At 66.7% G+C, this 21,872-nt stretch carries 18 protein-coding genes; 10 read left to right on the top strand and 8 right to left on the bottom strand.

The features are described 5' to 3' along the window. Positions 1–105: 105 nt before the first annotated feature. The 3 genes from NLR35_RS14530 to NLR35_RS14520 all read left to right on the top strand — a co-directional run bounded on the left by NLR35_RS14530 (position 106) and on the right by NLR35_RS14520 (position 2,807). On the top strand, positions 106–957 hold the full coding sequence (locus NLR35_RS14530; protein WP_306577520.1) for a hypothetical protein: 852 nt from the start codon (positions 106–108) through the stop codon (positions 955–957). Positions 958–1,104: 147 nt separating this feature from the next. Further along, on the top strand, positions 1,105–2,031 hold the full coding sequence (locus NLR35_RS14525; RefSeq protein ID WP_257167215.1) for a sulfite exporter TauE/SafE family protein: 927 nt from the start codon (positions 1,105–1,107) through the stop codon (positions 2,029–2,031). Then, entirely contained in the window at positions 2,028–2,807 is a 780-nt protein-coding gene (locus tag NLR35_RS14520; protein WP_257167214.1) for a TIGR02186 family protein, read from the top strand. Before NLR35_RS14525 ends, NLR35_RS14520 begins: the two co-directional genes overlap by 4 nt. Here the strand turns inward: NLR35_RS14520 and NLR35_RS14515 are convergent. Next, positions 2,804–3,721, bottom strand: coding sequence for a DMT family transporter (locus tag NLR35_RS14515; RefSeq protein WP_257167213.1), 918 nt, complete (start codon positions 3,719–3,721; stop codon positions 2,804–2,806). The two genes, NLR35_RS14520 and NLR35_RS14515, sit on opposite strands and share 4 nt — an antisense overlap. A gap of 97 nt (positions 3,722–3,818) precedes the next feature. On the opposite strand from NLR35_RS14515, the gene NLR35_RS14510 reads away from it, so the two are divergent. Further along, entirely contained in the window at positions 3,819–4,685 is an 867-nt protein-coding gene (locus tag NLR35_RS14510; protein ID WP_257167212.1) for a LysR family transcriptional regulator, read from the top strand. 49 nt (positions 4,686–4,734) lie between these two features. Here the strand turns inward: NLR35_RS14510 and pdeM are convergent, their stop codons facing one another. The 4 genes from pdeM to NLR35_RS14490 form a co-directional block, all read right to left on the bottom strand. Continuing rightward, positions 4,735–5,388, bottom strand: a complete 654-nt coding sequence (gene pdeM, locus NLR35_RS14505; RefSeq protein WP_257167460.1) for a ligase-associated DNA damage response endonuclease PdeM — start codon at positions 5,386–5,388, stop codon at positions 4,735–4,737. Positions 5,389–5,435: 47 nt separating this feature from the next. After that, on the bottom strand, positions 5,436–7,973 hold the full coding sequence (locus NLR35_RS14500; protein ID WP_257167459.1) for a ligase-associated DNA damage response DEXH box helicase: 2,538 nt from the start codon (positions 7,971–7,973) through the stop codon (positions 5,436–5,438). Positions 7,974–9,143: 1,170 nt separating this feature from the next. Then, the gene (locus NLR35_RS14495; protein WP_257167211.1) at positions 9,144–10,373 is read right to left on the bottom strand and encodes an ABC transporter substrate-binding protein; all 1,230 of its coding nucleotides are present in this window, start codon (positions 10,371–10,373) and stop codon (positions 9,144–9,146) included. A gap of 108 nt (positions 10,374–10,481) precedes the next feature. After that, entirely contained in the window at positions 10,482–11,408 is a 927-nt protein-coding gene (locus tag NLR35_RS14490) for a methyltransferase domain-containing protein (RefSeq protein ID WP_257167210.1), read from the bottom strand. Between the two features lie 172 nt (positions 11,409–11,580). Here NLR35_RS14490 and NLR35_RS14485 point away from each other — a divergent pair, with 172 nt between their 5' ends. From NLR35_RS14485 to NLR35_RS14465, 5 genes are all read left to right on the top strand, one after another. Next, positions 11,581–12,627, top strand: coding sequence for a ligase-associated DNA damage response exonuclease (locus NLR35_RS14485; protein ID WP_257167209.1), 1,047 nt, complete (start codon positions 11,581–11,583; stop codon positions 12,625–12,627). Beyond that, positions 12,624–14,546, top strand: a complete 1,923-nt coding sequence (locus tag NLR35_RS14480) for an ATP-dependent DNA ligase (RefSeq protein ID WP_257167208.1) — start codon at positions 12,624–12,626, stop codon at positions 14,544–14,546. The genes NLR35_RS14485 and NLR35_RS14480 overlap by 4 nt, the downstream gene beginning before the upstream one ends. A 295-nt stretch (positions 14,547–14,841) precedes the next feature. Next, entirely contained in the window at positions 14,842–15,150 is a 309-nt protein-coding gene (locus tag NLR35_RS14475) for a DUF6460 domain-containing protein (RefSeq protein ID WP_257167207.1), read from the top strand. A gap of 14 nt (positions 15,151–15,164) precedes the next feature. Next, entirely contained in the window at positions 15,165–15,899 is a 735-nt protein-coding gene (locus NLR35_RS14470; RefSeq protein WP_257167206.1) for an MBL fold metallo-hydrolase, read from the top strand. Positions 15,900–16,044: 145 nt separating this feature from the next. Next, positions 16,045–17,331: an MATE family efflux transporter gene (locus tag NLR35_RS14465; protein ID WP_257167458.1), complete on the top strand. Its 1,287-nt coding sequence runs from the start codon at positions 16,045–16,047 to the stop codon at positions 17,329–17,331. Between the two features lie 135 nt (positions 17,332–17,466). Here the strand turns inward: NLR35_RS14465 and NLR35_RS14460 are convergent, their stop codons facing one another. Together NLR35_RS14460 and NLR35_RS14455 are read right to left on the bottom strand one after the other, a co-directional pair. Continuing rightward, on the bottom strand, positions 17,467–18,561 hold the full coding sequence (locus tag NLR35_RS14460) for a quinone-dependent dihydroorotate dehydrogenase (protein WP_257167205.1): 1,095 nt from the start codon (positions 18,559–18,561) through the stop codon (positions 17,467–17,469). After that, positions 18,558–18,902, bottom strand: a complete 345-nt coding sequence (locus tag NLR35_RS14455; protein ID WP_006615238.1) for a DUF952 domain-containing protein — start codon at positions 18,900–18,902, stop codon at positions 18,558–18,560. The genes NLR35_RS14460 and NLR35_RS14455 overlap by 4 nt, the downstream gene beginning before the upstream one ends. 282 nt (positions 18,903–19,184) lie before the next feature. Between NLR35_RS14455 and NLR35_RS14450 the strand changes: the two genes are divergently transcribed. After that, positions 19,185–19,946: a carbonic anhydrase gene (locus NLR35_RS14450; RefSeq protein WP_257167204.1), complete on the top strand. Its 762-nt coding sequence runs from the start codon at positions 19,185–19,187 to the stop codon at positions 19,944–19,946. 206 nt (positions 19,947–20,152) lie between these two features. On the opposite strand, the gene NLR35_RS14445 is transcribed toward NLR35_RS14450, so the two are convergent. Beyond that, complete coding sequence (locus NLR35_RS14445; RefSeq protein ID WP_257167203.1) at positions 20,153–21,799, bottom strand: lysine--tRNA ligase; 1,647 nt, start codon at positions 21,797–21,799, stop codon at positions 20,153–20,155. Positions 21,800–21,872 lie beyond the last annotated feature (73 nt).

Genomic DNA, 21,872 nt, shown 5'->3' with positions numbered 1-21,872 from the left:
GCGCGATACTGCGGCCCTGAAGGTGGCGACAAAATCCTGAACGCGTCCGCCCGCGCGCCATAGTGTCGTGCGGGCGATCGGTATAGGACTTCGCGACGGCGCGTGATGGACGCCGCGAGGGAGTGTCGGCGCGTGACAGCCGGAAACCAGCAGCAGGACGGCGCGCCGTTCCGACAATCGCCGACCGGCCCGCGCGTGGCTCCGCAGCCGCAGCCGAGCTTCATCGCCACGCCTCGATCCCCCGTGCAGCAGGTCACCGACGGCTATCCCGCGGCGTTCCGCTGGCGCCGGATTGCCTCGGTGATCTTCTTCGTCGGGATCATGCTCAGCGGCGGAATCCGCGCCTATCGCGACCTGTCGCGTCCGGATGCCTGGTCGTTCTGGAAGGATCAGTACGTCTCGCCCAGCCTGTCCTGGGCGCTGGTTGCGAATGCCGCGATGGCTGGCGGCGCGGATCGTGCCGTGCTCGCGGTCAGCGGCCGCATCGGGCCGGCCGCGGCGATCTGGCTGCGCGAGCGGATCAATGAATCCCATCTGAAAACCGGCGACGTGGTCCTGTTGTCGTCGCCCGGCGGCAATCTCGAGCAGGGCGTCTTGATGGGCGAGATCATCCGCGCCCACGGCCTCGCCACCGCTGTCGGCGTGGTGGACAAGGACGGCCGGATCCGTCCCGGCTTCTGCGCCAGCGCCTGCGTTTTCACCTTTGCGGGCGGCCAGACCCGCTACGGCATCGACGGCTCGGCGCTGGGCGTCCACCGCTTCACCTCGGCGGCGGAGGGCAACGATGCGGTGGCCGACACCCAGCGCGTCACCGGCGCGATCCTCGGCTATGTCACCCGCATGGGCATCTCGTCGCAGGTGATCGAGACCATGTCCGAGACCCGCGACATCCGCTGGCTGGATCCGCAGGAGGCCGAGGCGATGAAGCTGGTCACGGCTCCGCTCAAGCCGCTCTGATCGATCCGCCGGTGACACCGTCAGCAGATCGCGGGGCTTGGGTCGGGAATCTCTGATCCCTTCGGCCGCGTTTTCGGTTATGCAGGACCGCAGCACCTGCTTCGCATGCGCGGGATGCTTCGGTTGAACGTTCGCAGGACCGCGCGGATGCAGATCTATCTCCCCATCGCCGACATCCCGGTCAACATCTTCCTGCTGCTGGCCATGGGCGCGGCCGTCGGCTTCGTGTCCGGCATGTTCGGCATCGGCGGCGGCTTCCTGATGACGCCGCTGCTGATCTTCGTCGGCATCACACCGGCGGTCGCGGTCGCCTCGGTGTCCAGCCACATCGCCGCCTCCTCGTTCTCCGGCGCGCTGTCCTATTGGCGACGGCGGGCAATCGATCCCTCGCTGGCGCTGGTGCTCATGATCGGCGGCACGCTCGGCACCGCGCTCGGCGTCGCCACCTTCACCTTGCTGCGCTCGCTCGGCCAGCTCGACCTGATGATCGCGCTCTCCTATGTCGTGCTGCTGACCAGCGTCGGCGGCGTGATGTTCTGGGAGGGCCTGCGCGCCATGCTGCGCGCACGCCAGGGCGCGCCGGCCACGGTGCGCCGGCCCGGCAGCCATGTGTGGGTCCACGGGCTGCCGCTGAAGATGCGATTCAAGCGCTCCAAGATCTACGTCTCGGTCATTCCCGTCATCGGCATCGGCATCCTCATCGGCTTTCTCGGCGCCGTCATGGGCATCGGCGGCGGCTTCATCCTGGTGCCGCTGCTGATCTATTTGCTGCGCGTGCCGACCTCGACCGTGATCGGCACCTCGATGGTGCTGACGCTTGCCACCATGATGATCGCGACCATGCTGCATGCGATGAGCAATCATCTGGTCGACGCGGTGCTGGCGCTGATCCTGATGGTCGGCGGCGTCACCGGGGCGCAGTTCGGCGCCCGCGCCGGCCAGATGATCCGCGGCGAGCAGCTGCGGCTGCTGCTCGGCCTCCTGATCCTTGCCGTCGGAATCCGCTTTGCGATCGAGCTCGTGATCAAGCCCGACGACCTCTTCACCATCCGCGAGACCGAGGCGAGCCGATGATCCAGCTCCGCCTCGCCTGGGTGACGCTCGCGCTGCTGCTCGTCGGCGCCGCTCCGACGCGCGCGGAACGGCTGATCGCCTCCGTCTCCAACCATCGCGTCACGGTGACGCCGAACTATTCCGGCGAAGAACTCGTCTTGTTCGGCTCGGTCGAGAAGGATGCCCAGACCCCGCCGACCCGCACCGCCTACGACCTCGTGGTGACCGTGCGCGGGCCGCGCGCCGACATGGTGACGCGGCGCAAGGAACGCAAATTCGGCATCTGGATCAACACCGACTCGCGCCAGTTCCTGAAGGTGCCCGGTTATCTCGCGCTGTTCGCCAACCGGCCGTTCGATGCGATGGCCAATCCCGAGGTGCAACGGCGCCAGCAGCTCGGCCTGACCAACGTGCTGCTGACGCAGCGCGTCGGCCCGGACTATGGCGACGTGGTGCCGAACGATGCCTTCCGCAGCGCCTTCGTGCGGCTGCAGTCGCAGCACGGGCTCTACCGCGAGGACACGTCGGCGGTGACGTTCCTGACGCCGACCTTGTTCCGCACCGGCATTCCGCTGCCCGCCGCGGTTCCGATCGGCACCTATGAGATCGAGATCAAGCTGCTCGCGGACGGCGCGATGATCGCCAAGACGGAGACGGCGTTCGAGATCGTCAAGGTCGGCTTCGAACAGTTCGTCGCCAGCTCGGCGCGGCAGAACGGCTTTGTCTATGGTCTCGTCACCACCGCCATGGCGCTGATGACGGGCTGGATGGCCTCGATCGTGTTCCGGCGGGATTAGGCCGCGCTGGCGCGCGCCGGCGTACGCGTCACCAGATAGATGCCGATGGCAACCGGGACGACGCCGAGCAGGTCCTGCAGGGCGACATGCTCGCCGAGCACCAGGAAGGCGAAGATCATCGCCAGCGGCGGCATCACGAAGTGATAGGCGCTGGCCGCGGTCGCGCCGCACACCTTCAGCAGGTGGAACCACAGCACATAGGCGAGGATCGAACCGCCGAGTACCAGGAACGCGAAGGCGCCGATCAACTGCGTATTCGGCACGATGTCGTGGACATCGGAGATGCCGAGCGCGACGGGCCACAACACCAGTCCAGCCGAGAGGTTCTGGATGCCGTTGCCGACCCACAGGCTGCCTTTCGGCGCGAACTGCTTGAACAGGATGGTGCCGGTGACGATCGAGGCCAAGGCGGCCAACGTGTAGAGAATGCCCTCGAGATGATCGGTCCCGACCGACATGCGGTGCCACACGATCATCGCGACGCCCAGCGTGCCGAGCGCGAGCCCTGCGACCTTGCGCAAGGTCAGCGGCTCGCCGAGCAGGAGCGCGGCGAACACCGCCGTGAACACCGGATTGGCCGACACGATCAGCCCGCCCAGCCCGGCCGACACCGTCTTCAGCCCGGTATAGCCGAGGCCCAGATACAGCGCATTGTTGGCAATGCCGATGATCGCGAACACGGCGGCATCGCGCCAGCTCATGCCCCACTCGCCCCTGAGCGCGGGAACGATCAGGATCAGGACGCCCGCCAGCGAAAATCGCGCGGCGAGCAGCAGCAGCGGCGGACAATAGGTCACGCCGATCTTGCCGGCGACGAAGGCGAAGCTCCACAGCAGGCAGAACAGGCCGATCTCGAGCGGCAGCAGGTTCGACTTCATCGGGGTCACGGCGGCCGGCGAGGACACGGAGGACATTGGAGTGCTCCTTTGCCGCCGGTGTAGGGCCGTTCTTCCTCATTTGGAAATTAAATGATAGACTAAACCTCAGTGGAATTTCAAATGGAGGTTCTCGATGCTCGATCTGGAGCTGCTGCGCAGCTTCGTCTCGGTGGTCGAGGCCGGCGGCTTCACCCGGGCCGGCGAGCGCGTCCACCGCACGCAGTCGACCGTCAGCCAGCAGATCCGGCGGCTGGAGGAGGACCTCGGCCAGACGCTGCTCAACCGGGACGGCCGCGAGGTGACGCCCACGGAAGCGGGCGAGCGGCTGCTGTCCTATGCCCGCCGCCTGCTTGCGCTGGCCGAGGAGGCCCGCGACGTCGTGGCGCGTCCCGGGCCTGACGGCGCGGTGAAGCTCGGCATTCCCGAGGACTTCGCCGCCTACCGGCTGGCAAAACTGCTCGCGGCGTTCTCCCGTGCCCACCCTGATCTCAGGCTCGACGTCCGCGCCGACCAGAGCCTGAACCTGAAGCGCGACATCGAGCGCGGCGATCTCGACCTCGCGCTGCTCAAGCGCGGCGTCGATGAGACGCGTACGGCGATCGCGGCGTGGCCCGAGCAGGTCTATTGGGTGACCAGCAAGAGCCATCCGGTCAGCCTCGAAGCCCGCTCGGTGCCGCTGATCGGCTTCCCGCTCGGCTGCATCTATCGCAGCCGCGCCATCCACGCGCTGGAAGCCGCGGGCCGCGCCTGGCACATGGCCTACACGTCATCGAGCCTCGCCGCGATCCAGGCCGCGGTGGCCGCGGGCATGGGGCTGAGCATCCTCTCCGAGATGTCGGTTCAGGCCGAGCACCGCGTGCTGACCGCGCGCGAGGGCTTTGCGCCGATCGACCGCACCGAGGTCGCGCTGCTCGCCTCGCCCAATGCCAGCCCGGCAACACTGCGGCTGGCCGACCGGCTGGCGGAGTTCTGCGAAAAGGTGCAGGCGAAGGCGGCGTAGCTGGTGCCAGAAGGATCACTCGACCCAACTATCAATAACGATCGTCCGACTAATAACACCTCGCCGCGGCGATGCTGTGCAGTTTAGTATCCCCCAGCACATGCGCGACGAAGGCGCGCTTCGGGAACAGTCTGGCGAAGGCGGCGTCGCGGACGCTGAGGCCGCCCGCATAGGCGCCGAACGCCGGCATCACCGCGCAGGCGCCGTCGGAGACGAAGCAGCGGCGCTCCAGCGTACGCGCCCGCGTCGCGACCCGCGCCTTGGGATGCAAATGGCCGGCGATCTCGCCGCGCATGCCGGTCGGCTCGTGGCGGAACGTGACTGCGCCGAGCGTGATCTCGTCGGCAACCTCGCCGCCGATGCCATGCGGCGCGGGATCGTGATTGCCGGTGATCCAGATCCAGTCGCGGCCGACTTGAAGGTTGGCGATGCAGGCGCGGTCGTCGCCGGTCAGGCGGGTATGCGCATCGCGGTCGTGAAAACTATCGCCGAGCGCGATCACCGTGCGTGGATTGTAGTGCGCGATCACGGTCGCGAGCCGGCGCAGGGTGGCGACCGTATCGAACGGTGGCAGCAGGGTGCCGCGCGACGCGTAGCTCGAGCCTTTTTCCAGATGCAGATCGGAGACGACGAGCAGGCGCTGCTCGTCCCACACCAGCGCGCCGGAGAGATCGGCGCGCAGCGCGGTGCCGGCGACCTCCATCATCCCCGATACGCAGAGTGTGCCCCGCAAATCCGCCTCGCCTCTCGCTACCCCATCGCCTCCTTGACGAGTTCCTCGGCGGCTTCCGCCAGGAGCTCGTCGGCGGCCTCGCCATAGACGGATTCGCGGCCGATTTCCAGCATCACCGGCACCGCCAGAGGCGAGACGCGATCGAGCGGGCGATGGGTGATTCGGCCCTCGATACGCTGGAGCATATCACCGAGGCGGCGCAGATCGAGCAGGCCGGTGGCGGCATCGGCGCGCGCGGCGCGCAACAGCATGTGATCGGGCTGGTGCCGGCGCAGCACGTCGTAGACGAGATCGGTCGAGAACAGCACCTGCCGGCGGGTCTTTTCCTCGGTTGTGGAACGCCGCGCGATCAGGCCGGAGATGATCGCGCAGGAGCGGAAGGTGCGCTTCATCAGCGCCGATTCGTCGAGCCACGCCTCGAGATCGTCGCCCAGCATGTCCGGATCGAACAGCGCAGCGAGATCCAGCCGTCCCTGCTTGACCATCAGCGACATGTCGCCGAGCCCCCACACCGCGAGCGCATATTCGTTGGCGACGAAGCCGAGAGGCCGGGCGCGCGCGCGCTCCAGCCGCCGCGTCAGCAGCATGCCGAGCGTCTGATGCGCAAGCCGGCCCTCGAACGGATAGCAGACGATGTAGTGCTTGTTGGACCGCGGGAACGTCTCGACCAGAAGCTCGCGCCGCGCGGGAATGCGCGACACGTCCTTCTGCAATGAGAGCCAGTCGCGGACCTGCTCCGGCAACACGCCCCAGGCCGTGCGGTCGTCGAGCAGGCCGCGCACGCGCTCGGCGAGGTAGGTCGAGAGCGGAAACTTGCCGCCCATGTAGGACGGCACCTTCGGATCGGAATCGCTCGCGCGCGACACATAGACCTGGTCCTCGGCCAGTGCCTCGTAGCGCACGATCTCGCCGCTGAAGACGAAGGTGTCGCCGAGCGTGAGACCTTCGATGAACGCCTCCTCGATCTCGCCCAGCAGCCGGCCGCCGCGCGCGATCGCACCGGTCGCACCTTTGCCGCCGCCGCGCGAGCGCACCAGCCGCACCTTCAGCATCGCCTCCTCGACGATGGTGCCGACGTTCAAGCGATAGCTCTGCCGCACCTTGGGATTGGCGACGCGCCAGCGTCCCTTGGCATCCTGCTTGATGCGCGCGAAACGCTCATAGGTCTTCAGCGCGTAGCCGCCCGACGCGACGAAGTCGACGACATCGTCGAAATCGGCGCGCGTCAGCGTCGCATAGGACGCGGCCGTGATCACCTCGGCATAGAGCTCGTCACTCAGAAACGGCTCGCCGCAGGCGCAGCCGAGCACGTGCTGCGCCAGCACGTCGAGGGCGCCGGTGCGCAAGGGCGGCGTGTCCTGCGCATTGTCGGCGATGGCATCGATCGCGACCGAGCATTCCAGCACCTCGAAGCGATTGGCCGGCACCAGCACCGCGCGCGAGGCCTCGTCGAGCCGGTGATTGGCGCGGCCGATACGCTGCATCAGCCGCGAGCAGCCCTTGGGCGCGCCGACATTGATGACGAGATCGACATCGCCCCAGTCGACGCCGAGATCGAGCGAGGAGGTGCAGACCACACCACGCAGCCGGCCCGCGGCCATTGCGTCCTCGACCTTGCGACGCTGCGCGACGTCGAGCGAGCCGTGGTGAAGCGCGATGGCGAGATTGTCGTCGTTGATGCGCCAGAACTCCTGGAACAGCATCTCGGCCTGGCTGCGCGTGTTGACGAAGACGAGCGTGGTCTTGTTGGCCTTGATCAGCTCGTACATCTCGTTGAGCGCATGGCGTGCGCTGTGACCGGCCCATGGCAGGCGCTCGCGCGTGTCGAGCATTTCGACCACCGGCTGCGCGGCGCCGCCGGCGACGACGACGTCCGCAGCCGCGATCGCGCCATCGGGCTGGGGCACCAGGAAGCGCGCAAGCTGCTCCGGCTCGGCGACGGTCGCCGACAGACCGATCATGCGCATGTCAGGCGCCAGCCGCCACAGCCGCGCCAGCCCGAGCGACAACAGATCGCCGCGCTTGGAGGTGACCAGCGCATGCAGCTCGTCGAGCACGACGCGCTTCAACGAGGAAAACAGATAGGGCGCGTCGTCGGACGACAGCAGCAGCGCGAGCTGCTCGGGCGTCGTCAGCAGGATGTCCGGCGGATAACGGCGCTGGCGCTGCTTGCGCGACGCCGGCGTGTCGCCGGTGCGGGTCTCGACCTTGATCGGCAGCCCCATCTCGGAGATCGGCGCTTCGAGATTGCGCGCGATATCGACGGCGAGCGCCTTCAGGGGCGAGATGTAGAGGGTGTGCAGGCCGGCGGGACGCGCCAGGGATCGCGGCGTTGGTGTCTCGCCCAGCTCCACCAAGGTCGGCAGGAACCCGGCCAGCGTCTTGCCGGCGCCGGTCGGCGCGATCAGCAATGCCGAGCGCTGCGCGCGGGCCTTGTCGAGCAGCGCCAGCTGATGCGCGCGTGGCGTCCAACCGCGCGCCGCGAACCATGTCGTAAAATGGTCGGGCAGCGCGGCGCGGTCATCGGGCGGGACTGGTCGGATGCGGGGCGGCACCGGGGGAAGGTAGGCAGTCGCCTGCGGTTCGTCGAGGGTCAGGGAGATGACGTGTGGCTGGCCGCTACGACCGGCGCTGCCGTTCCAGCCTTTCCCTGATGGCACCGGTGCCTCGCCACCCCCCCGCTGTCGTCCCTGCGAACGCAGGGACCCATAACCACAGGCTTCCATGAGACGATGACTAGCAGTTGTGCCTCACCGAGAGATTCCGCGGTATGGGTCCCTGCGTTCGCAGGGACGACAGCTGAATGTTCGGCTCCAGTTCGGGTCTCACGATCATCCCTGCGACGTATGTGCCGGTGATCACCGCTCGGACCCATTCCGACCGGTACGGGAAGATAGTCCTCACCTCCGGGCACTAGGCTCCACCGAAGCTAGAACATCCGATCAAGCAATCGCGGCCTCGCGGCGGACTGCGCCCCGAGTTTTGCGATGACGTCTCCCTCTGAACTGCAGAGGGCGCAGGGAAGGCCAGGCGTCGGCTGACGCCTGCGGCCCGCCTGCTGAAAAGAGTGCAGGCGGCAGGTACCACAGGTGCAGCCGGAAACGCCCAGCCTTCCCTGCGCGGTGGGTTTCACGCTTATTTCGTGCTCTCCTCGGGGACCGGCTGATTGACCCCGTCGCCGACCGCAGCGCATCAGCGCTCCGTCGGTTTGACCTCGGCACCGGGAGGCCAGGACCACACGACTTCACGTCCGCCGGACACCGTTCGTCCGCGCAAGCCTTCGCTCACGCTGCGGCATCGCGGCGGCCACCGCTCCCCGCCCCGCGTGTCGTGACGATCGCGCGCAACGCCCCTTGGCTTGGGACGGGATGGCGGGATAAAATCATGATTTTTGAAAAATAGCAATAGGATTATTTTTTTCGAAAGTCTTGGCCTGTTTGCCCACCGGCGCTTCACAGCTCTCCGCTGTCGTCCCTGCGAACGCAGGGACCCATAACCACCGGCCCCGATGGGACGATGACTGGCAGTTGTGTCTCACCGAGAGAGTCCGCGGTATGGGTCCCTGCGTTCGCAGGGACGACAGCGGAGTGTGCAGCCACCTCGCGAGCTCCACCATCATTGCGAGGAGCGCGGCGACGAAGCAATCCAAGCTTTATCGTAGGACGGACTCTGGATTGCTTCGCCCCGCTCGCAATGACGATATGGAGCAGGCTCGGTCCCGCCGCCTACTCCGTCATCGGCTTCTCGGAGATGTTCCAGTCCTTGCCGTCGAAGATCGAGATGTAGAGCGTCTTCATCGGCGTGTAGTCGTCGGGCGTGTAGGCATAGTCGACGCCGTCGAGGAAGTAGGGCGAGTGGAAGCCGGCGAGCGTGGTGGCGTGCTTGAGCACGTTCTCGCGGGTGAGCGTGTCGCCGCAGCGGCGCAGGATCTCGGCCATCGACGCGGCCTGGCCGTAGCCGGCATAGGCGATGCTGTTGTCCGGGTCGATGTTCGGCACGTATTTCGCGCGCAGCGCCTCGAAGGCCTTCACATAGGGATCGTCCTTCCATTGCGGCACGCCGGCATCCTTGGAATAGCGGATGGCGACGATGTCCTTGGCGTTTTCGAGTCCCGCAGCCGAGAGAATCGAGCGGCCGGTCGAGCCGGCCGACAACAGTTGCAGCGGCTTCCAGCCGAGCTCGGCCACCTTCCGGATCGACTGCGACGTCGCCTTGCCGGTGGAGATGTTGTAGAACACGTCGGCGCCGGACTTCGACAGGTTGATCAGCTGCGAGTCGACCGTCGGCTCGGTGAGATCATAGGTCTGCTCCATGATCACCTGGGCCTTGCCGCCGGCATCGGCCAGCACCTTCTTGAACGGCCCCAGGAAATCGCGGCCGAAATCATCGTTCTGATAGAGGATGCCGATCTTGGCCTCCGGCTTCACGCTCAGCACATGCTTGGCGAGAATGCGCGCCTCGGTCGGATAGAGCGGCAGGCCGGCCATGGTCCATTTGTAGTTCTTCGGGTCATTCCACTTCGAGGCGCCGGTGTTGAGCAGAAGCTGCGGCACGCCCTTGGAGTTGAGATATTTGTGCACGGCCGTCTGCGGGGCGGTGCCGAGCGAACCGTACAGCGCCAGCACCTCCTCCTGCTCGACGAGACGTCGCGTCGCCTCGACACATTTCGGCGCGCTGTAGGCGTCGTCCATGGTGAGGAACTTGACCTTGCGGCCGTTGATGCCGCCCTGCTCGTTGAGCATCTGGAAATAGGCCTCGCCGATGCGGCCGAGCACGCCGTAGAGCGAGCCGGGGCCGGAATGCGGGATGGTCTGGCCGATCTTGATCTCGGTGTCGCTGGCGCCGGCATCGTATTTCTTCTCGGCCGCCCAGACGTAAGGCGAAGCGATGGTGGAGGCGCCGATGGTCGCGATCGCGGTGGCGCAGAAATCGCGCCGGGTCAGTCGTTTTTTCATTGTTGTCTCTCCCTAGACTGCCGGCATTTTTTGGCATCGGGAGAGCCGCGGCAAGAGCGAAGTTGCCGCATCGCGCGCTGCGTGCAGCGCATTCAATAGCGTGTAGACTCAAGTCCTGGTCGCGACCACTGAAAGGCCACGCACCGGTGCTTGATCTTCGGTCCGTGGCGACGCCGGCTCGAGATGCGCCAGCTTCAGACCGGTGTCCGCGACGACACCGCGGATATATTCCGCACCATGGGCATAGCGCAGTCCCTTGCCCATGATCACACCGTCACCATCATGGGTCTCGACGGTGAAGGCCACGAGCCCGCCATGTGTGAGCACGCGCGTCGTCTCGCGCAGCACGGGACCGAGATCGCCGACATAGACCATCGCGTCCGCCGCAAGAACGAGATCGGCCGAGGCATCCTCCTGCCGCGCGAGGCCGGCCGTCATGTCGTCAATCTCGAGCTCGGCATAGAGCCCGGTCGCGCGCGCCTCCGCGATCATGCCCGCCGACAGATCGATGCCGATGAAGCTGTCGACATTGTTGGCGAAGGCGGCGGCGCCGAGGCCGGTGCCGCAGCCGAGATCGATGGCGCGCTTGAAGTAGGCCGGCTTCTTCCCGGCGGCGCGAACCGCGAGCACGGCCTTGAACAGGATCGCCGGCGCCCGGTAGTGCAGCCGCTCGATCAGCTCGCTCTCGAAACGCGGCGCGTATTGGTCGAACAGCGACTGCACATAGGCCTTGGGCATGTCGGAGAGCGGCGCGGCGCCGAGCTGCATCAACCGTACGGCGGCGCCGTGGCGGTCATCCGGATCGGCCGCGACGGCGTTCTGGAAGGCGGAGATCGCCTTGTCGGTCTCGCCGAGATCGACGCGGATCTTGCCGAGCTCGAACCACGCCGAGGCAAAGCTCGGCGCGACCTCAATGGCCTGCTCCATCACCTCGGCCGCCGCGGCGAGATCGCCCTTGAGGTGCAGGTCGCGGGCGAACTCGTAGCGGCGGTCGGCAATCAGGTCGCCGGAGGAGAGAAAGAAGCGGTGGGGCATGCTGGAACCAATGTCGTCATGGCCGGGCTTGCCCGCCCGCCGTAGCTTCAGCGAAGGCGGGACCCGGCCATCCATCGAGGAACTTCATTCAGGAGATGGATGCGCGGGTCAAGCCCGCGCATGACGAGCAGAGAATGATCCGACAAGCTGAAAATCCTCACGCGCGACCTATATGAGCAACATGCGTCCGCAAGACATCCTGCTGCCCGTTCCCTCCGGCCTGTGCTGCAAGGCCGGCGGCTTTCACATCGATCCCGTGCGCCCGGTCGAGCGGGCGCTGATCACGCATGGCCATTCCGACCATGCCCGCGCCGGCCATGGCGCGGTGCTGGCGACGCAGGAAACCCTCGACATCATGCGGCTGCGCTATGGCGAGAACTTTGCCGGTTCGACGCAGGCGATCCGCTATGGCGAGGAGATCCGGCTGGGCGACGTCACCGTGAGCTTCCACCCGGCCGGTCATGTGCTGGGGTCGGCGCAGATCAAGGTGTCCTCGGGCGGCATCTGCATCGTCGCGTCCGGCGACTACAAGGATGCGCGCGATCCGACCTGCGCGCCGTTCGAGCTGGTGCAATGCGACGTCTTCATCACCGAGGCGACGTTCGGGTTACCGGTGTTCCGGCACGGCGATACTTCGCTCGAAGTGAACAAGCTGCTGGCGTCGGTGGCGCTGTTTCCCGAGCGCGCGCATCTGGTCGGTGCGTATTCCCTCGGCAAGGCGCAGCGGGTGATCGCGCTGATCCGCGAGGCCGGCTACGACGCCCCGATCTATTTGCACGGCGCGATGGAGAAGATCACGCGCTACTACCAGGACAAGGGCATCCCGCTCGGCGAGCTCCGGCCGGTGAAGGGCGTCAAGAAGGCGGAGCTTGCCGGGACCATCACCTTGGCGCCGCCGAGCGCGACCTCCGATCTGTGGACCAGGCGTTTTCCTGATCCGGTCACCGCCTTCGCCTCGGGGTGGATGCGCGTGCGCGCTCGCGCGAGGCAGCGCGGCGTCGAGCTGCCGCTGGTGATCTCGGATCATGCCGACTGGGATGGGCTCACCGCGACGATCGCTGCGACCGGCGCCGGCGAGGTCTGGGTCACCCACGGCCAGGAGGACGCGCTGGTGCATTGGTGCCAGAGCAAAGGCCTCGCCGCGCGGCCGCTCGATCTCGTCGGCTATGGCGACGAGGAAGAGAACGAGGTGGTGGCCACGGAGGACGCGGAGACATGAACCGCTTCGCCGAGCTGCTCGACCGCCTCGCCTATGAGCCCGGCCGCAACAACAAGCTGCGCCTGCTGACCTCGTATTTCCGCGAGGTCGAAGACCCCGACCGCGGCTACGCGCTGGCTGCGCTGACCGGCGCGCTGTCGTTCAAGCACGCCAAGCCCGCGCTGATCCGCGACCTCATCGCCGCACGCACCGATCCGGTGCTGTTCGCGCTGTCGTATGACTACGTGGGGGACCTGTCGGAGACCGTCGCGCTGATGTGGCCGAAGCAAGCATCGCCCGCACGCACAACCGCGTTCCCCCCGCGTGAAGGCGGCGCTATCGCAGATGCCGATTTGGAGCTCTCACCACGGTCAGCCCTGCCAATTAGTTACTCCGTCATGCCCGGGCTTGTCCCGGGCATCCACGCCGCTCCCAGGATGCCGAACGACGTGGATGGCCGGGACAAGCCCGGCCATGACGATGTAGAAGCAGATGAACGCGAAGCTAGCCTCTCCGTATGCGATAGCCCTGCGAGCGAAGGCGAGGCGCCACCCGATCACCTCGCATCCGGCCACAATAACCCGCCCCCGCCGACTCTCACCGAGGTCGTCACCACGCTCCGCACCCTCGGCAAGACCGAGATGCCGAAGCAGCTCGCACAATGGCTGGACGAGCTCGACGAGACCGGACGCTGGGCGCTGCTGAAGCTCGTCACCGGGAGCTTACGCATCGGCATCTCCGCGCGCCTGGCCAAGACCGCGGCGGCCGCGCTCGGCGACAAGGACCCGCACGACGTCGAGCTGATCTGGCCCGGCCTGTCGCCGCCTTATCTCGATCTGTTCGCCTGGCTGGAAGGCCGCGGCGACAAGCCGGTCAATCGGGATCCCGCACCGTTCCGCCCGGTGATGCTGGCGCATGCCGTCGAGGACGATGACTTCGCCAGCATGAACGCGGCCGACTACGTCGCCGAATGGAAATGGGACGGCATCCGCGTGCAGGCGGTGAGCGGCCGCGAGGCCGACGGCCGCATGGTGACGCGGCTGTATTCGCGAAGCGGCGAGGATATCACGGCGAGCTTTCCTGATCTCCTGCCGTCGCTGCATCTCCCCGGCGCGCTCGACGGCGAGCTGCTGGTGGTGCGTGATCAGCGCGTGCAGAGCTTCAACGTGCTGCAGCAGCGGCTGAACCGCAAGACGGTGTCGCCGAAGCTGATGAAGGAGTACCCGATCCACCTGCGCGCCTACGACCTGCTCGGCGACGAAGAGAACGATCTGCGCGAGCTGCCGTTCGAGGCGCGGCGCGAGCGGCTCGAGGGGTTCATCACGCGGCTGGACGATCCGCGCATCGATCTGTCGCCGACGATCGCGTTCTCCACCTGGGACGAGCTGAAGGCCGCGCGCGCCGATCCCGCATCCGCCGGCGCCGGAGACGACGCCGAGGCGGTGGAAGGCGTGATGCTGAAGCGGCGCGACGCGGTGTATCTGCCGGGCCGGCCGAAGGGGCAGTGGTGGAAGTGGAAGCGTGACCCGCATATCATCGACGCCGTGCTGATGTATGCGCAGCGCGGCCACGGCAAGCGCTCGTCCTACTACTCCGACTACACGTTCGGTGTGTGGACGGCCGGTGAGGCCGGCGATCAGCTGGTGCCGGTCGGCAAGGCCTATTTCGGCTTCACCGACGAGGAGCTGCTGCAGATCGACCGCTTCGTCCGCCGCAACACCACCGAGAAGTTCGGCCCGGTTCGCCACGTCGTGCACGAGCCCGAGCAGGGCCTGGTGCTGGAGGTGGCGTTCGAGGGCCTGCAGAAATCGCCGCGCCACAAATCCGGCGTCGCAATGCGCTTTCCCCGCATCAACCGCCTGCGCTGGGACAAGCCGCCGCGCGACGCGGACCGGCTGGAGACGCTGGAGCGGATGTTGAAGAGCGAGACTGAGGGGTGAACGAGGCTCACTTCTTCGAAGGCGGGACGCGTGACAATTTGCGACTCGTCATGGCCGGGCTTGACCCGGGCATCCATCCGCCCGTGAAGATGGATGGCCGGGAAGATGGATGGCCGGGTCAAGCCCGGCCATGACGACGTTTGGCATTACGGCGCAACGGCGAAAGCCGAAGGCCCGCGCGAGAACATTAAATGCCGGTAAGCGGCTTGCAGCGTCGGGGCGGGTTCCCCACCTGCCCTGCCGTGCTTTATAATCGGGCACGAATCCGCCGGTCACCGGCCTTGGAGACGATGACATGTCGAACGACATCAGGGACTATCCGGCCCGCGCCCGCAGCTCGGATGGCCTGTATCGCTTTCTCGGCGGCTCGCCGGTCGCGGTCGCGTTCCGGCTGATCCTGCTGTCGATCCTGGTCGGTGTCGTGCTGTCGGCGATCGGCTTCGATCCGCTGAACATTCTCCATAGCATTCAGTTGCTGTTCATCCGGCTCTACGAGCTCGGCTTCGACGCCTTCAACTGGCTGTGGCGTTACTTCCTGCTCGGCGCCGTGATCGTGATCCCGATCTGGTTCCTGTCGCGGATTTTCGCGCCGCGCGGCCGATAGAGAGGGCGCAGCCGATGCAGCTTCGCGTCGTCGGCTGCGGTGACGCGTTCGGCTCGGGCGGCAGGTTCAACACCTGCTTCCATCTGACGGGTGCGCACACCAATCTGCTGATCGACTGCGGGGCCTCGTCGCTGCCGGCGCTGAAGCGGCTCGGCATCGCTTGCAACGACGTGGCGCTGGTCCTGATCACGCATTTCCATGGCGATCATTTCGCCGGCCTCCCCTTCCTGCTGCTCGACGCGCAGTTCTCGCGGCGGACACAGCCGCTGGTGATCGCCGGCCCCGCCGGCATCGCAGCGCGCCTGTCGCAGGTGATGGAGGCGCTGTTCGAGCATTCGTCGAGCACGCCGCGCAAATTCGAGCTGTCGGTCATCGAGCTGGCGCCCGGGCAGCCCTCGCGCTTCGGTGAGATCGGCGTGACGCCCTACCCTGTCATTCACGGCAGCTCGGGCGGACCGTTTCTCGGCTACCGCATCGAATCCGAAGGCAGGATCGTCGCCTACACCGCCGACACCGAATGGACGGACAGCCTGATCCCGCTCGGCCGCGATGCCGACCTGTTCATCGCCGAGGCCTACACGTTCGACAAGCCGGTGAAGAACCATCTGAGCCTCGCCGCGCTGGAGGCGCATCTCGACGCGATCAGGCCGAAGCGACTGGTGCTCACGCATATGAGCGACGACATGCTGCACCGGGCGGATGGCCTGCCTCACATGGCGGCGCATGACGGTATGACGATTGATCTATAGCGTCATACCGGGCGCCACGATTATGCTAGGCACAGACCGGGGCTGAAATCCGCCGCAGCAGCGCGCCGGATGGGGCCGGCAAGGCGAGCGAGCATTTCCGTTGCATTCACCGGGACCGAAAGCGCCGGCCGTGACGACCGCGCAGGTGTTCGCCATCGCGGGCCCCGCGATGATCGCCAACCTGACCACGCCGCTGATCGGCATCGTCTCGACCACGGCGATCGGCCGGCTCGGCGAGGCCGCGATGCTCGGCGGCGTCGCGATGGCCTCGGTGATCTTCGACTGCCTGTTCTGGCTGTTCGCCTTCCTGCGCGCCAGCACGCTGGCCTTCACGGCGCAATCGCTCGGGGCCGGCGAGACCGACGAGATCCTGAGGGTGCTGATCCGCGGGCTGGCGCTGGCCGCGCTGATCGGCGTCGCGCTGATCGTCCTGCAGCTGCCGCTGGGCGCGGTCATCTTCCAGATCATGGGCGGCAGCGATGCCGTGCTCGGCGCCGCCCGGATCTATTTCACGATCCGGATCTGGTCGGCACCGTTCGCGCTCGCCAACTACGTGCTGCTCGGCTGGCTGGTCGGGCTGGCCCGCGCAAGGCTGGCGCTCGGGGTTCAGGTCGCGATCAACCTGATCAACATGGCCGCGACCATCCTGCTGGTGCAGGTGCTGGAGACGGGGATCGCAGGCGCTGCAATCGCCGCACTGTTCGCGGAGGCCGTCGGCGTCGCGATCGGCCTGGTGCTGGCGCGCCGGCTGGTCAGGACCACCAGCGGCCTGTCGCTGCCGCTGCTGTTCGACCGCGCCAAGCTGATGCACATGATGGCGGTCAATCGCGACATCATGATCCGCACCGCGGCGATGATCGTGGCCTTCCTGTTCTTCACCGCGCAGGGCGCGCGCGCCGGCGACACCACGCTCGCCGCCAACGCGGTGCTCAACAATTTCCTGCTAGTCGCGGCCTTCTTCCTCGACGGCCTCGCCAATGCCGCCGAGCAGCTCTGCGGCTATGCGTTCGGCGCGCGCAACCGCGACGGCTTCGCCGGCGCCACCAGGCTGGTGCTCATCTGGGGCTTCGGCTTCGCGCTCGTCGTGGCCGTCATCTTCGCGCTGTTCGGGCCGGTTCTGATCGACGTGATGTCCGCGAGCCCCGCCGTGCGCAGCGCCGCGCGCGACTATCTGCCGTTCGTGGTGGCCTCGCCGCTGGTGTCGGTGTTCGCCTTCGCATTCGACGGCGTCTATATCGGCGCCACCTGGGCGCGTGACATGCGCAATCTGATGATCGCCGCGCTGATCGTGTTCCTCGGCACCTGGCTGGCGCTGCGCGGCTTCGGCAATACGGGCCTGTGGATCGCCCTGCTCAGCTTCTACGCCGCCCGCGGCGGCTTCCAGGCCGCGCGCTATCCGGCGCTGCTGCGGGCGTCGTTCGGCAAATCATGAGGTTCGTAGGGTGGGCGAAGCGCAAGCGTGCGCACCTACATTCTTAATTCGACGCTGTGCGGTACAGCGCCCTCTCCCCTTGGGGGAGAGGGCACATTCATATACACAGCGCTCGCTCGTCAAAGACAGCAGAGATTAAACCGGCCAATCCTCCGCCGTGATCGTCGCCGCGTCGGCGCCGACGATCTCCGACAGCGAGTCGCGCCCCGTGCGCAGCAAGGTCGAGGTCAAATCGGCCTTGATGCTCTCGACCAGGCCGAGCCCCTTGTAGACGAGCGAGGAATACAGCTGGATGAGGCTGGCGCCGGCGCGGATCTTGGTCAGCGCGGCGCCGCCGGTGTCGATGCCGCCGACGCCGATCAAGGGGAATGCGCCCTCGACGCGGACAAAGGTCTCGGCGACCATGCGGGTCGACAGCCGGAACAGCGGCCGGCCCGAGAGACCGCCCTGCTCCTTGGCGCGCAACTGCTCGCGCAAGGAGTTGGGCCGGGCCAGCGTGGTGTTCGAGACGATCATGCCATCGACGCCGCGCGAGCGCGCGACATGGACGACGTCGTCGAGTTCGGCGAGGCTGAGATCGGGCGCGATCTTGAGCAGCACCGGCGTATCACCCGCCTTGCGGCGGACGCGATCGCGCGCCTCCAGCACCTTGGACAGGAGCTCGTCGAGCTGTGAGGCCTGCTGCAGATTGCGCAGGCCCGGCGTGTTCGGCGAGGAGATGTTGACGGTGAAATAGCTCGCCACCGGCGCGAAGGTCTCGATCAGCCGGACATAGTCGGCGACGCGGTCGGCGGAATCCTTGTTGGCTCCGACATTGACGCCGACGATGCCGCCCTGGCTGGCGCGGCCGGCCAGCCGGCGCAGCACGATCTCGGCGCCGTCATTGTTGAAGCCCATGCGGTTGATGACCGCCTCATCGCGCTCCAGGCGGAACAGCCGGGGTCGCGGATTGCCGCTCTGCGGCAGGGGGGTCACCGAGCCGATCTCGACGAAGCCGAAGCCGAGCCGCAGTAGCGCGTCCGGCACCTCGGCGTTCTTGTCGAAGCCCGCGGCCATGCCGACCGGGTTCGGGAAGTTCAGACCGAAGGCGCGCACCGCGAGCTTGGCGTCGTCGGGCCGCGGCTTGATGGCAGGCAGCAGCTTGAGGCCCTGGATGGCGAGCCGGTGCGCATCCTCGGCGTCGAGCCAGCGGAGCAGCGGCAGCGAGAGCTGGTCGAAGGCGCGGATCACGGCTTCAGGTCCGGAATGTCGTGGCCACCATCGGCCCGGCTGTGCATCTGGTGAACGGCGGTGACGGCGCCGGGATCGAGCTCGCCATAGAGGTGCGGGAACAGCTCGTCGTTGCGCGACCGCTCCCAGCGCAAGCCCGGGCCGAGCGCGTCGGCCTCGACTTCGACCAGGAACAGCGCGCTCTGCCCGAAAAAATGCTTCCTGGCGGTCTCCGGCACCTGCGAGGCGGTCGAAAAATGGATGAAGCCGTCGCGCAGATCGTCCGCGCTGCCGCGGTAGACACCCTGCCGCTCCGCCTCGCGCCAGGCCGACGCTGAGCAGATTTTGTAGATTTTGGGCACCTTCGCGCGATCCTGGCTTGATCTTGAGTTTGCTGATGTTTTCGGGAGCGACCGACCGTATCGGCAGGGGCTTTCGAACTCAAGCATCGATTGCCCTGAAGTGGCGCCGTCCGGCCCGCGAAGGTTGTGCTCGTGGCGCCACGGGTTTTCCTGGGTGCAGCCGGTTCCTCAGCAAGGATTAACGGAATTCGGCTTTCCTAGAGGTCGCGATTCGCCCCGCGCCGCCGGCGCCGATGGGCCGCATTGTTTGCCTGCATCACACTTGACCTTTGGGAGATTGCCATGGACCGCCGCAACGTTTTGAAGGCCCTTGCGGGGCTCGCCCTCTGCCCCGTCTGCGCCCAGCCCGGCTTCGCCGCCGAAGGCGCGCCGCATTGGAGCTATGAGGGCGCGACCGGCCCCGCCAAATGGGGCGATCTCGACGCGGCCAACAAGGTCTGCGGCGTCGGCACCCAGCAATCCCCCGTCGACATCGAGCATCCGACCCGGGCCCAGCTGCCCGACTTCAAGCTGAACTGGGCCAAGAGCGCAGAGACCATCGTCAACAACGGCCACACCATCCAGCTCAACTTCGCCGACGGCAGCAGCACCCTGAAGCTCGACGGCACCACCTACAAGCTGCTGCAGGTGCACTTCCATCGTCCGAGCGAGCACCAGATCGGCGGCAAGAACTATCCGATGGAGGCGCATTTCGTTCACCGCGCCGCCTCGGGCGGGCTCGCCGTGGTCGGCGTGCTGATGACCACCGGCCGTCCCAACCCCGCCTTCGCGCAGATCGTGGCGACGATGCCGGACAAGGAAGGCCCCGCGGTGAAAGCCGACGCGCGCATCAATCCGAACCAGATGCTGCCCAACCGCCGCACCTATTATCGCTATGCCGGCTCGCTGACGACGCCGCCCTGCTCCGAGGTGGTCGAGTGGCTGCTGCTGAGCGAGCCGGTCTCGGTCGCCGAAGCCGACGTGGCGAAGTTCGCCAAGCTGTATCCGATGAACGCCCGCCCGGTGCAGAAGCTCGACCGCCGCTTCGTGCTGCAGGGGGTGTGAGTCTCTCGACTTAGTCTAGGCTGCTTCGAATCGACGCAGCCACCCAAGCATTCCGCTGTCGTCCCGGCCTCCGAGCCGGGACCCATACCGCGGAATGCCGATTGGTTTGGAAGGTGGCGGAGATCTTCCGCCTCATCGCCGCCGGTGGTTATGGGTCCCGGCTCAAGGCCGGGACGACACCTTTTGTGTGGCGAGCCACGTGGCAATTATGCCGAGCGCGCCAACGCGCCGTCGATCATGCTCACCGCATTGCCGATGCCATAGACCGCCACGAAGGAGCCGAAGCGCGGGCCCTTCTCCTGTCCGAGCAGCACCTGGTAGAGCATGTTGAACCAGTCCAGCGACACGCCGGGCCGGCCGTCCTTGCCCTTCTTGACGTGATCGAGGAACGGCTCGCGGCGGCCGATCTCGTAGACCACGTTCTGGATGTCCTCGGCGGTGGCCTCCGCCGGCAGGTTCGACAGCGCGTCGCGCAGATCCTGCAGCGCCACGCGCTCGCCCTCGGTCGGCTCGCGGAACGTCTTGGTCGGCGCGACGAAGTCGCGATAGTAGTTGATGGCGTAGCCGACCATCGCGTCGAGCTTCGGATGCGTCTGCGGCGTCACGCCCGGCCGGTACCGGCCGATGAAGCCCCAGAGCGTTTCGGCATTCTCGGCATTCGACGACGACACCAGCGTGAGCAGCAGCTGGAACGTGACCGGCATGTCGGCCTTCGGCGGCTGGCCGGAATGGATGTGCCAGACGGGGTTGCCAAGCTGCTGCTTGGCGTCCTGCCTGGGGAAGCCCTCCAGGAACTGCTGATAGTCGTCGACCATCCGCGGGATGACGTCGAAATACAGCCGCTTCGCCGCCTTGGGCTCGCGGTACATGAACAGCGACAGCGATTCCGGCGAGGCGTAGCGCAGCCATTCGTCGATCGTCAGGCCGTTGCCCTTCGACTTCGAGATCTTCTGGCCCTTCTCGTCGAGGAACAGCTCGTAGTTGAAGCCCTCAGGCGGGGTGCCGCCGAGCGCCGCGCAGATCTTGCCCGACAGCTTCACCGAGTCGATCAGGTCCTTGCCGGCCATTTCATAGTCGACGCCGAGCGCGAACCAGCGCATCGCCCAGTCCGGCTTCCATTGCAGCTTGCAATGGCCGCCGGTGACCGGGACAGTCATCCGTTCCTTGGTCTCCGGATCGTCATAGGAGATGGTGCCGGCCTTGGCGTCGTGCTCGACGATCGGCACGTACAGCACGAGACCGGTGCGCGGACAGATGGGGAGGAACGGCGAGTAGCTGGCGGCGCGCTCCTCGCGCAAGCTGGGCAGCATGATCGCCATCACCTTCTCCAGCCGCTCCAGCATGCGCAGCAGCGCCGCGTCGAACTTGCCGGAGGTGTAGTAGTCGGTTGACGAAGCGAACTCGTACTCGAAGCCGAAGGTGTCGAGGAAGGCGCGCAGCCGCGCATTGTTGTGGGCGGCGAACGACGGATATTCATTCGAGAACGGATCGGGGACGCGCGACAGCGGCTTGCCGAGATGGCTCGCCAGCATCTCCTTGTTCGGCACGTTGTCCGGCACCTTGCGCAGGCCGTCCATGTCGTCGGAGAACGCGATCAGCCGCGTCTTGATCTTGTCCTCGGTCAGCACGCGGAAGGCATGCCGCACCATCGTGGTGCGGGCGACCTCGCCGAAGGTGCCGATATGCGGCAGGCCGGACGGACCGTAGCCGGTCTCGAACAGCACCTCGTCCTTCGGATTTTTCTTCAGCCGGTTGACGATCGCCTTCGCCTGCTCGAACGGCCAGGCATTGGAGTTCTCGGCGAGCGCACGCATGTCGCTCGGGCTGGGGAGGGCGAGATCGATCGTGGACATCTTGAAGTACCGGCTTTTCGATATGCGTAGGGTGGGGCAAAGCGAAGCGTGCCCACCGCGGTGATGGTGGGCA

It is taken from the genome of Bradyrhizobium sp. SRS-191, from assembly GCF_024586915.1.
In the GTDB taxonomy this organism is placed as follows: Bacteria; Pseudomonadota; Alphaproteobacteria; order Rhizobiales; family Xanthobacteraceae; genus Bradyrhizobium.
The sequence above is the reverse complement of the archived record's forward strand: the minus strand, read 5'-3'. Positions and strand labels throughout refer to the sequence as shown.